The organism is Halalkalibacter oceani (genome assembly GCF_023715605.1).
GTDB lineage: Bacteria > Bacillota > Bacilli > Bacillales > Bacillaceae_D > Halalkalibacter > Halalkalibacter oceani.
The window spans coordinates 1-11,133 of the sequence record NZ_JAMBOL010000050.1; the positions used below are offsets into that span (position 1 = coordinate 1).

General features: G+C 48.4%; 12 protein-coding genes and 1 rRNA gene. All 13 read left to right on the plus strand.

Annotated elements, in window-relative coordinates; translation table 11 throughout:
* The first annotated feature begins 313 nt into the window (after nt 1-313).
* Entirely contained in the window at nt 314-1,078 is a 765-nt protein-coding gene (locus M3202_RS21645) for a type III pantothenate kinase (RefSeq protein WP_251225297.1), read from the plus strand.
* A 28-nt stretch (nt 1,079-1,106) separates the two neighbouring features.
* Entirely contained in the window at nt 1,107-1,985 is an 879-nt protein-coding gene (gene hslO, locus M3202_RS21650; RefSeq protein WP_251225298.1) for an Hsp33 family molecular chaperone HslO, read from the plus strand.
* A gap of 100 nt (nt 1,986-2,085) precedes the next feature.
* On the plus strand, nt 2,086-3,012 hold the full coding sequence (cysK, locus tag M3202_RS21655; RefSeq protein WP_251225299.1) for a cysteine synthase A: 927 nt from the start codon (nt 2,086-2,088) through the stop codon (nt 3,010-3,012).
* A 164-nt stretch (nt 3,013-3,176) separates the two neighbouring features.
* Entirely contained in the window at nt 3,177-4,646 is a 1,470-nt protein-coding gene (gene pabB, locus M3202_RS21660) for an aminodeoxychorismate synthase, component I (RefSeq protein WP_432805985.1), read from the plus strand.
* A gap of 13 nt (nt 4,647-4,659) precedes the next feature.
* Complete coding sequence (pabA, locus tag M3202_RS21665) at nt 4,660-5,256, plus strand: aminodeoxychorismate/anthranilate synthase component II (protein WP_251225300.1); 597 nt, start codon at nt 4,660-4,662, stop codon at nt 5,254-5,256.
* Nucleotides 5,241-6,107: an aminodeoxychorismate lyase gene (pabC, locus tag M3202_RS21670; RefSeq protein WP_251225301.1), complete on the plus strand. Its 867-nt coding sequence runs from the start codon at nt 5,241-5,243 to the stop codon at nt 6,105-6,107. The genes pabA and pabC overlap by 16 nt, the downstream gene beginning before the upstream one ends.
* Nucleotides 6,104-6,940: a dihydropteroate synthase gene (gene folP, locus M3202_RS21675; RefSeq protein ID WP_251225302.1), complete on the plus strand. Its 837-nt coding sequence runs from the start codon at nt 6,104-6,106 to the stop codon at nt 6,938-6,940. The genes pabC and folP overlap by 4 nt, the downstream gene beginning before the upstream one ends.
* Nucleotides 6,933-7,295, plus strand: a complete 363-nt coding sequence (gene folB / locus M3202_RS21680) for a dihydroneopterin aldolase (RefSeq protein ID WP_251225303.1) — start codon at nt 6,933-6,935, stop codon at nt 7,293-7,295. Before folP ends, folB begins: the two co-directional genes overlap by 8 nt.
* Nucleotides 7,292-7,819, plus strand: coding sequence for a 2-amino-4-hydroxy-6-hydroxymethyldihydropteridine diphosphokinase (gene folK, locus M3202_RS21685; RefSeq protein WP_251225304.1), 528 nt, complete (start codon nt 7,292-7,294; stop codon nt 7,817-7,819). Before folB ends, folK begins: the two co-directional genes overlap by 4 nt.
* Nucleotides 7,771-7,974 carry a helix-turn-helix domain-containing protein gene (locus M3202_RS21690; RefSeq protein WP_251225305.1) on the plus strand — a complete coding sequence of 68 codons (204 nt, stop codon included), beginning with the start codon at nt 7,771-7,773 and terminating at the stop codon, nt 7,972-7,974. The genes folK and M3202_RS21690 overlap by 49 nt, the downstream gene beginning before the upstream one ends.
* A gap of 27 nt (nt 7,975-8,001) precedes the next feature.
* On the plus strand, nt 8,002-9,003 hold the full coding sequence (gene dusB, locus M3202_RS21695; RefSeq protein WP_251225306.1) for a tRNA dihydrouridine synthase DusB: 1,002 nt from the start codon (nt 8,002-8,004) through the stop codon (nt 9,001-9,003).
* Between the two features lie 133 nt (nt 9,004-9,136).
* Nucleotides 9,137-10,633, plus strand: a complete 1,497-nt coding sequence (gene lysS, locus M3202_RS21700) for a lysine--tRNA ligase (protein WP_251225307.1) — start codon at nt 9,137-9,139, stop codon at nt 10,631-10,633.
* A gap of 370 nt (nt 10,634-11,003) precedes the next feature.
* Nucleotides 11,004-11,133 (plus strand): 16S ribosomal RNA (locus tag M3202_RS21705); the annotation flags it as partial.

The window sequence follows — 11,133 nt, forward strand, 5'->3', positions numbered from 1 at the left end:
CAAGGGCTCAAGAGCGTACTGGAACGTTATGAAACCCTTCGTCAGACTTAACTGAAACCGCCGTATACGGATCCGTACGTACGGTGGTGTGAGAGGTCGGGGGTTAGTCGCCCCCTCCTACTCGATTGAACGGACACAGAAGGGATGCCGCTTTTCTTCGCGTGACGAAAAAGGAAGTTTTTCAGGGGTCTCCTCCTCTCTGGGGGGTTAAAAGATGTAGCGACTCCACATTTCGCAAAAATGACGGTAATGTTTTATAATTGAGGGGAATTTGCCCAAGATGTGGTAATAAGAAGGCTGGCGGTGATGGATCATGATATTAGTGATTGATGTAGGGAATACAAATATTGTACTCGGCGTGTACGAAGGACGGTCTCTTCGTTATCATTGGCGAATGGCGACAAGCCGCCAGAAAACAGAGGACGAATGGGCGATGTCAATCAAGGCGTTATTTGATCATGAAGAGGTTTCGATTGACTCTATCAAGGGAATTATTATTTCCTCAGTCGTCCCGCCGTTAATGTATACGCTTGAGCAAATGTGCAAGAAGTATTTTCAGCTTAAGCCGATGGTGATTGGACCCGGCATCAAAACAGGGCTGAATATCAAGTATGATAATCCGAAAGATGTCGGAGCTGACCGGATTGTCAATGCCGTCGCCGCGATCCATTTATATGGCAGCCCGCTTGTCATTGTGGATTTCGGCACGGCGACCACTTATTGCTATATCGATGAGAACCGGAACTATATGGGGGGAGCTATTGCCCCGGGAATATCGATTTCAGCCGAGGCGCTGTACACCCGCGCGTCGAAGCTGCCGAGAATTGAAATAACGAAGCCCGCCAAAGTTCTCGGCACAAATACGGTTCATGCGATGCAGGCGGGAATTTATTATGGCTATGTCGGTCAGGTTGATGGCATCGTCAACCGGATGAAGGCCCAGGCAAAACAGGAGCCTACCGTCATTGCGACGGGAGGGCTGGCGACACTGATCGCCTCAGAAGCAACTTCAATTGATGTCGTCGAGCCTTTTTTGACGCTAAAAGGACTGCAGATGATTTATGAAAGAAATAGTTAATTAAGAAGAAGGAAGGATAGACAATCATATGGAAGATTATTTAATTAAAGCAACAGCATTCGATGGCAAAGTAAGAGCATATTCGCTGGTGGCGACAAACATGGTCAATGAAGCGGTACGTCGCCAGGGAACATGGCCAACTGCCTCGGCTGCTTTAGGACGTACAATGATGGCAGGAACGATGATGGCGATGATGCTTAAAGGTGATTCGAAGCTGACGATCAAAGTTGAGGGAAAGGGGCCGATTGGGGCGATTATTGTTGATGCCAACACAGCTGGCGAAACGCGGGGCTATGTAAGCAATCCGCAAACCCACTTCGACCTCAATCAGCATGGAAAGCTGGATGTCGCGAGAGCAGTTGGGACGGATGGCTATCTGTCCGTCGTGAAAGACCTGGGCTTAAAAGAGAACTTTACTGGAAGCGTGCCGCTCGTGTCAGGGGAAATTGGTGAAGATTTCACTTATTATTTCGCTTCCTCTGAACAGACGCCGTCGTCCGTCGGCGTAGGGGTGCTAGTCAATCCCGATAATTCCATTCTTGCGGCCGGGGGGTTTATTATTCAGCTGATGCCAGGGGCTGATGATGCGATTGTCGATCAAATTGAAAAGCGTCTTTCCTCGATTCCGCCGATCTCCAAACTTGTAGAAGCAGGGATGCCGCCAGAAGAAATTCTTCAGGCCCTGCTCGGCGACGATAATGTGAAGCTGCTTGATAAATTGCCGATCACCTTTGCCTGCCGCTGCTCGAAAGAAAGAGTCGAGAATGCGATCATCAGTTTAGGGAAAAAAGAAATCCGCGCGATGATTGAGGAAGATGGCGGAGCGGAGACGCGCTGTCATTTTTGTAACGAGACATACAACATTTCCAAGGAAGAATTGGAAGCGTTATACGAGCAGTCAAAATAGTTGGAAAAAAACGAATAACTTAATTGACTTATCAGAAAACGTCTGCTACTATAATCTTAATAAAACCAATAAAAATACTTGGTATTGAGGAGGCGTCACGATGAAAGTTGCACAATCTATTACTGAATTAATAGGTCAAACGCCATTAGTCAAATTAAATCGCTTAGTCTCAGACAAACATGCCGATATTTATTTGAAGCTCGAATTTATGAACCCGGGAAGCAGTGTAAAGGACCGGATCGCCCTCGCCATGATCGAAGCGGCGGAAAAGGACGGCACGCTTAAGGCCGGGGATACGATTGTCGAGCCGACGAGTGGAAATACAGGGATCGGTTTAGCGATGGTCGCTGCCGCTAAAGGATATAAGGCGAAGCTCGTGATGCCTGAAACGATGAGTATGGAGCGTCGCAACCTGTTACGGGCGTATGGAGCTGAGCTTGTTCTCACACCTGGTCCTGAAGGAATGGGCGGGGCGATTCGCAAAGCGACGGAGCTTGCGAAAGAGAATGGCTATTTCATGCCACAGCAGTTTGAGAATGAAGCAAACCCTGAAGTTCACCGCCTGACAACAGGGAAGGAGCTGCTTGAGCAGGCTGAAGGCCAGTTGGACGGCTTTATTTCCGGAATCGGTACAGGTGGAACCATTACGGGAGCGGGCGGCTTCTTAAAGGAGCATTTCCCGAACCTCCATATTGCCGCTGTTGAACCGGCAGATTCTCCGATTTTATCCGGTGGAAATCCTGGGCCGCATAAAATCCAGGGAATCGGTGCGGGCTTTGTGCCGAAAATCCTGAAAACGGAAATTTATGATGAAGTGATTCAAGTGACAACGGAGCAGGCGTTTGAATATGCACGCCGCGCTGCCCGTGAAGAAGGAATTCTCGGAGGGATTTCTTCAGGCGCCGCGATTTACGCTGCCCTGCAAGTCGCTGAAAAGCTCGGAGCCGGAAAGAAGGTTGTCGCCATTATTCCATCTAACGGTGAACGTTACCTCAGTACTCCGCTTTATCAATTTGAAGAACAGTAAATTGCTTGTTGCCAGTCAGGACGCCTTTGCGGCGGTCTGGCTGGTTTTTTTATCTGGGAGATCCGGTTTTTCGCAAATGATAAGTTTGAGAAAAATCAGCCTCTATTGATCGCTTATTGTGTTTTCGCTCCGTTCTCATGTAGAATAGACAAAAAGGAACTGGAATGGGAGGGACCTCTTTGGAGCAACGATTTGTGAACTGTCAGTCAGGCCGGATCAAAAAAGTGTTGTCCTTCTCTTTGGCAGAAGATTGCTGGTATGAGCGTTACAAAAGTCTCGCGGCCGGAGAACCGCATCATGTTTTACTGGAAAGCGGGCGCGGCGGGCGGTACAGTATTATCGGATTAAAACCGTTTGCGATTTTATCAGGAAAAGATCAGCTTTTAACAGTGGTGCAAAACGGAAAAACGGAAGTGAAGCGCGGGCCGCTGTTAGAAGGGGTAAAAAGGGTTCTCTCACCTTACACGTTTGAGACGATTCCTGAGCTGCCGCCCTTTCAAGGCGGAGCGATCGGTTACTTCAGCTACGACATCGTCCGTGAAATTGAACAATTGCCCATACAGGCGAGCGATGACGTAGGCTTGCCGGACGTTTATTTTATGCTTTTTGATGATGTGTTTATTTATGATCATCAACAAAGTGAACTGTGGGTCATCGTTCATGGCACCCTGCAGTCGGAAGCACGAATGGAAGGCCGGCTGCAGCAGTACAAGCAGCAATGGCAGACACCGCTCTCGACGGTGCAGAGTAAACAGCCCGCTGCCGGAGCAGACAGTGAAGCGTCAGTCGAGGCCTCTTTGTCGGAGCAGGATTTTTGCAGGGCGGTCATGAAAATAAAGGAATATATTGCAGCGGGAGATGTGTTCCAGGTCAATCTCTCTGTCCGGCAAACAAAGGCGCTGACAACGTCGCCGCTTAATGTCTATGACCGGCTGCGGAAGCTCAATCCTTCGCCTTATATGAGCTATTTTCATACACCTGATTTTCAGCTCGTCAGTGCATCGCCAGAGCTTCTTGTCAAAAAAGACGGGGCGCAGCTAAGCACGCGGCCGATTGCCGGCACACGGTCGCGCGGCCGCACGGATGCAGAGGATGCACAGCTTGCCGCGACATTGATTGAAAATGAAAAGGAACGGGCCGAGCATGTGATGCTTGTCGACCTCGAGAGAAACGATCTTGGTCGGGTATCGGCCTATGGCACGGTAGAAGTCGATGAATTAATGGTGATCGAAAAGTACTCTCATGTGATGCATATTGTGTCGAACGTTAAAGGAACGCTTGCCGACGGCTATGATCTTTATGACGTCATCCGGGCGACTTTTCCGGGAGGAACGATTACCGGCGCTCCGAAAGTACGGACGATGGAAATTATTGAGGAGCTTGAACCGGTAAGGCGAGGCGTTTATACCGGCTCGATTGGCTGGATTGGCTTTGATGAGAACATGGAGCTTAATATTACGATCCGGACGATGCTTTGTCACGAGGGCAAGGCGCATGTGCAAGCGGGGGCCGGGATCGTGATTGATTCGGAGCCGCAATTTGAATATAAGGAAGCATTGAAGAAAGCGCGGGCGCTATGGCGGGCGCTTGAGCTTAGTGAAGAAGAGATGAGTAAACAGAAACAGCTGAGCTGAGGAGGAAAAAACAATGATTCTAATGATCGATAACTACGATTCTTTCACGTACAATCTCGTTCAATATTTAGGGGAAATGGGCCATGAGCTCGTGGTGAAGCGCAATGACCAGGTGACGTTAGCTGAAATCGAGGAAATGAACCCGGACTTTTTAATGATTTCCCCTGGGCCATGCAGTCCGAATGAAGCGGGGATCAGCATGGAGGCGATTCGTTATTTTGCGGGCAAGATCCCGATTTTTGGAGTGTGTCTCGGGCATCAGTCCATCGCCCAAGTGTTTGGCGGCGACGTCGTACGCGCTGAACGGCTCATGCATGGGAAGACATCGGACATTCTTCATAACGGACAAACGATTTTTGAAGGACTGCCGTCTCCATTGACCGCGACGCGTTATCATTCACTGATCGTCAAAAGAGAAACAGTGCCTGATTGCTTTGAGATCACCGCAGAAACCGAGGAAGGTGAAATTATGGCGATCCGTCACCGCGAGCTGCCGATTGAAGGAGTGCAATTTCATCCGGAATCGATCATGACGGCGGCCGGCAAGCAGTTGCTCCGCAATTTCGTTGACACCTATCGAAAGGAGAACCGCGTGTGTTCATCTACCTAAACGGCAAAATTGTTGATCAGGCCGAAGCGAATATTTCTGCGTTTGATCATGGATATATGTATGGGCTCGGGTTGTTTGAAACATTTCGCGTAGAGGGTGGTCATCCGTTTTTACTGGATGACCATTTTCGCCGTTTGCATGCCGGTTTACAGACATTGGCGATTGAATGGCGGATGGAACGGGAAGAGGCACTGACGATTCTTTCAAACCTGCTTCGTGCCAATCAGCTGAATAATGCGTATGTGCGCTGGAATGTTTCGGCCGGGCCGGCGGAGATAGGGCTGCCAACCGGACGCTACGAGCAGCCGACGGTTATTGTCTACATGAAGCCGCTGCCGCCGGTGAAAGCTCAGCTGAAGGACGCCGTTCTGTTACAGATAAAGCGGAACACGCCTGAAGGGGAAGTGAGACTGAAATCACATCATTATCTCAATAACGTGCTGGCCAAGCGGGAGTTAGGTGATTCTCCTGACCAGGAAGGTATTTTTTTAACAGAAGAAGGCCTCGTGGCAGAAGGTGTTGTCTCAAATGTGTTTTGGATCAAAAAAGGTGTCGTCTATACGCCAGCTTTGCAGACAGGCATTTTAGACGGCATTACACGGCAGTTCGTGCTGGCCTTGTTAGAGCAGTGGAGAATTCCGGTGGAAGTCGGCTACTATAAGGCGGAAGCGCTGCTCGAGGCCGATGCGGCATTTGTGACGAATTCGATTCAGGAAGTCGTACCTTTACGTTCTTGCGGTCAGCAAACGTATCAAACAGATCTGCCCCTTATAAGGAAGCTGTCGGACGCGTTTCAACACTATCGGCAACGGTTATGGAGTAGAGATGAACTTAATGGAGGTTCAACATGATCGAACAACGCAATAAGAAAAACGAGATTTTACAAGAGACAAAGCAGCGTACGCTCGTGATGGGGATTTTGAACGCAACGCCTGATTCTTTTTCGGACGGGGGGAAATTCAATCAAGTGGAAGCAGCAGTTGCCCATGCGCGTGAGCTCTATGAGGCTGGTGCGGATATGATTGATATCGGCGGCGAATCGACAAGACCCAATGCTATTCAGGTTGATCAAGCAGAAGAACTGAAGCGTGTCCTGCCTGTGATCAAAGCGGTCGCCGAGGCGGTCCCGCTGCCAATTTCGATTGACACGTATAAGGCTGAGGTAGCGAGGCAGGCAATTGAAGCAGGGGCGACGATGATTAACGATGTCTGGGGAGCAAAATGGGATCAAAAAATGGCTCAGGTTGCGGCCGATTATCAGGTGCCAATCATTTTGATGCATAATCGTCGCGAAGCGGTTTACAACCATTTAATTGAAGACATGAAGGCTGATTTACAGGAAAGCATCGAGATCTGTCGTGAAGCCGGAGTCAAAAGCGAACAGATTATCCTTGATCCCGGGATCGGCTTTGCAAAATCACATGAACAGAACCTTGAGGTTATGCGGCATCTGGATGTGTTCGTTGAGCTTGGCTACCCGGTGCTGCTCGGTACTTCGCGGAAATCTTTAATTGCGAAGGCGCTTGAGCTGCCTGTCGATGAACGGGTGGAAGGAACAGGGGCGACGGTATGCTACGGGGTGATGAAAGGCTGTCAGATCATGCGTGTTCATGATGTGAAGGAAATGGCGCGGATGGTGAAAATGATGGACGTGCTGATGAGGAAGGGAGAGAAAAATGGATAAAATCTATTTAAATGAATTAACCTTCTACGGATACCATGGTGTTTTTTCGGAAGAAAACAAACTCGGTCAGCGTTTTCTCGTTGACCTCGTTCTGGCGATGGACTTGTCGGAGGCCGGAAGCACCGATGCGATTGACAAAACGATTGATTACGGCGATGTGTATGAGCGGGTCCGGAAAATTGTCGAAGGGAAGCCTGTCAAACTGGTTGAGACAGTGGCGGAAAAGATTGCCGCTGAACTTTTGCGTTCCTATGAACGACTTCAGTCTTGCACGGTCAAAGTGATCAAGCCTGACCCGCCTATTCCGGGACATTACCGCTCCGTGGCCGTTGAGCTGACGAGGTCGCGCTCATGAATCATCATGCATTTATCGCCTTAGGCTCGAATTTAGGGGACCGCCAAGCGTATTTAGAACAAGCTATTGCCCTGCTTCATGGGGAGGATGCGATCAAGGTCCTGCGCCGTTCCTCAATTTATGAGACCGACCCTGTAGGATATGTTGACCAGCAACGTTTTTTAAATATGGTCATCGAGGTGGCGACCTCAATGACGGCAAGTGAATTATTGGAAGTTACCCAGCAGATAGAACTCCAATGCGGTCGCAAGCGTGAGGTGCGCTGGGGGCCGCGGACAATAGATCTTGACATTCTGCTGTTCGACCAAGAAAATATGGAGATGGAGCATCTGATCATTCCCCATCCACGGATGTGGGAGCGAGCTTTTGTAATGGTTCCCCTTATGGAGCTGGAACCGAAGCTCTATATTGAGGCAAAAAGAACGTCTATCGAACAGTTATGTGAAAAGCTGCCGGATAAAGAAGGGATAAAAGTATGGAAGCCAGCATATACGGAAAACGCATTCGAGCATTTAGAAAGTTAAAGGGCTATACGCAGGAGGCTTTTGCAAGGGAGCTTGGCATCTCTGTCTCTGTCCTCGGTGAAGTGGAACGAGGACAACGTCAGCCTGATGAGGAGTTGCTTACTCAAATCGTGACCGTCCTTCAAATTTCAAGATCAGAATTAACATCAAAATAAAAGTAGACTTACAGGGAGGTGAAGCTTGTGCTTAAAATTGGCGATATTGAAATGAAAAATCAAGTTGTGTTGGCGCCGATGGCAGGCGTTTGTAACCCGGCCTTCCGCTTAATCGCAAAGGACTTCGGGGCAGGTCTTGTCTGTGCCGAAATGGTGAGTGATAAAGCAATTCTTAATAAGAATGAAAGGTCGCTCAGCATGCTGTATGTCGACGAACGTGAAAAGCCGTTAAGCTTACAAATTTTCGGTGGAGAAAAGGAAACGCTCGTTGAAGCCGCCAAGTTTGTTGATAAACACACAAATGCCGATATTATTGACATTAATATGGGCTGCCCGGTTCCGAAAATTACGAAGTGTGATGCCGGGGCGAAATGGCTGCTCGATCCGAATAAAATTTATGAGATGGTCGCAGCGACGGTTGAGGCGGTTGACAAGCCTGTTACGGTTAAAATGCGCATCGGCTGGGATGCTGATCATATTTACGCTGTAGAGAATGCCCGTGCAGTGGAGCGTGCAGGAGGCAGTGCAGTCGCCGTCCATGGCCGTACCCGCGTGCAGATGTATGAAGGGAAGGCCGACTGGCATATTATTAAGGAAGTAAAGCAGGCTGTCAGCATCCCGGTTATTGGCAATGGTGATGTGACAACGCCACAGGAAGCACGCCGGATGCTGGATGAGATTGGGGTGGACGGAGTGATGATTGGCCGCGCGGCGCTCGGAAATCCATGGATGCTTTACCAGACCGTGCAGTATCTTGAAACAGGCAAGCTGTTAGAGCCGCCGACGCCCCGGGAGAAAATTGACGTTTGCATGACGCACCTCGATCGTCTGATTGATTTAAAAGGTGAGCATGTTGCCGTCCGTGAGATGCGAAAGCATGCTGCGTGGTATTTGAAGGGAATGTCCGGAAATGGCCGGATTCGTGACAAGATCAACAGCTTTGAGACAAGAGAAGATGTCGCGACAACATTGTATGCCTATATTGAAGAATTAGAAGAGAATGCAGCAAAAGAAGCAAGTGCGGTTTGACTTTTGCGCTTGACTTCACTATAATGCCTTTGGGACAAGTGTACTGCCAGTGTTTAGCGCTGGCAGTTTTTCTACATAAAGTGCGTTTGACATAAAAGCGGTTTTTTAATGATAAAGAGGAGATGATACATGTATGGCTGAGGAGCTTGAATTAAATGACCAACTGATTGTCCGCAGAGAAAAACTGGCGCAATTGCAGGAACAGGGCCATGACCCCTTCGGATCGAGGTTTGAACGGACTCATACAGCGGCTGCAATGAATGAAGCATATGGGGAAGTGGAGAAAGAGGAGCTTTCAGAAACAAACCATGAAGTGATTTTGGCCGGAAGAATTATGACGAAAAGAGGAAAAGGAAAAGCTGGATTTGCCCACATCCAGGATTTGAGCGGCCAGATTCAAATTTATGTGCGTCAGGATGCAGTCGGAGAAGAGCAATACCAGCTATTTAATTCGATAGATATTGGCGATATCGTCGGAGTGACAGGAACCGCTTTTAAAACAAAGGTTGGCGAGCTGTCAGTCAAGGTTTCGGACTTTAAACTGTTATCAAAAGCGTTGAGACCATTACCGGATAAATTCCATGGATTAAAGGACATTGAGCAGCGCTACCGACAACGCTATGTTGATTTAATTATGAATCCAGAGGTGCGGAATACATTTGTTTTGCGCAGTAAAATTCTGCAATCGATGCGTCGTTATCTTGATTCAAAGGGCTATCTCGAAGTGGAAACACCGACGATGCATTCGATTGCCGGCGGAGCTTCGGCTCGTCCTTTTATTACCCATCATAATGCTTTGGATATGACGCTCTATATGCGGATTGCGATTGAGTTACATCTTAAGAGGTTGATTGTCGGCGGATTGGAGAAGGTTTATGAAATCGGACGCGTTTTTCGCAATGAAGGCGTCTCGACGCGACACAATCCGGAATTCACGATGATTGAGCTGTATGAGGCTTATGCCGATTATCAGGACATTATGGAATTGACCGAGCAGCTGATTGCCCATATCGCCCAGGAAGTGCTTGGAACGACAAAGGTAACTTACGGCGAGTACGAGGTTGATTTAGAGCCGAGATGGAGACGGGTTCATATGGTGGACGCCATTAAGGAAAAGACAGGCGTTGATTTCTGGCAGGAGATGTCTGATGAAGAAGCGCGGGCTATTGCTAAGGAACATAACGTGCCGGTAAAAGAAACGATGACGTATGGACATGTCGTCAATGAATTTTTCGAGCATTTTATTGAAGAAGAATTAATTCAGCCGACCTTTGTCTACGGACATCCGGTGGCGATCTCGCCTTTGGCTAAGAAGAATGCCGAGGATGAGCGTTTCACTGACCGCTTCGAGTTATTTATTGTCGGCAGGGAGCACGCCAATGCCTTTACGGAGCTTAATGACCCGATTGATCAACGGCAACGCTTCGAACAGCAGCTTGTTGAACGGGAGCAAGGTGACGAAGAAGCGCAAATGATGGATGAGGATTTCGTAGAAGCTCTTGAGTACGGAATGCCGCCTACAGGCGGTTTGGGAATCGGAATTGACCGTCTTGTTATGCTTCTGACGAATTCGCCTTCTATCCGTGATGTTCTCTTGTTCCCGCAAATGAGACATCGTGAAGGGGAATAAGAACGTAAAACGGCAATAACCATTCACTAAGAACAACTGGCAACAACGCTGCACATGATTCTCGTAGTGTGCAGCGATTGTTTTTAAAAAAGATGAAATAAAAGTATTGCAAAGAGAAATTATTAATGTTATATTATTTCTTGTCGCTAAGACAGCGATTTAAAAAATAAAAAATATTGTTGACAAGCTCTATAGAGTTTGTTAAGATATGAAAGTCGCCATCGGCGATTCGAGTTCTTTGAAAACTGAACAAAAGCCAAGCGAAAAAGGTGACGAATGTCACCATAAAAAAAGTCAGCGGATCCTGCACAGGATGCAGTGTGAAGCGGCTGTCAATTTATTAACGTAAGAGCTTAATCAGCTCACCATTTTCATGGAGAGTTTGATCCTGGCTCAGGACGAACGCTGGCGGCGTGCCTAATACATGCAAGTCGAGCGGATGAACCTGATTGATTCCTTCGGGATGACGTCAGGGGATTCAGCGGCGGACGGGTGAGTAA

Coding starts and splice junctions, on each gene's coding strand:
- M3202_RS21645 (WP_251225297.1), top strand. CDS start 314: ATGATATTAGTGATTGATGTAGGGAATACAAATATTGTACTCGGCGTG.
- hslO (WP_251225298.1), top strand. CDS start 1,107: ATGGAAGATTATTTAATTAAAGCAACAGCATTCGATGGCAAAGTAAGA.
- cysK (WP_251225299.1), top strand. CDS start 2,086: ATGAAAGTTGCACAATCTATTACTGAATTAATAGGTCAAACGCCATTA.
- pabB (WP_432805985.1), top strand. CDS start 3,177: ATGGGAGGGACCTCTTTGGAGCAACGATTTGTGAACTGTCAGTCAGGC.
- pabA (WP_251225300.1), top strand. CDS start 4,660: ATGATTCTAATGATCGATAACTACGATTCTTTCACGTACAATCTCGTT.
- folP (WP_251225302.1), top strand. CDS start 6,104: ATGATCGAACAACGCAATAAGAAAAACGAGATTTTACAAGAGACAAAG.
- folB (WP_251225303.1), top strand. CDS start 6,933: ATGGATAAAATCTATTTAAATGAATTAACCTTCTACGGATACCATGGT.
- folK (WP_251225304.1), top strand. CDS start 7,292: ATGAATCATCATGCATTTATCGCCTTAGGCTCGAATTTAGGGGACCGC.
- M3202_RS21690 (WP_251225305.1), top strand. CDS start 7,771: ATGGAAGCCAGCATATACGGAAAACGCATTCGAGCATTTAGAAAGTTA.
- lysS (WP_251225307.1), top strand. CDS start 9,137: ATGGCTGAGGAGCTTGAATTAAATGACCAACTGATTGTCCGCAGAGAA.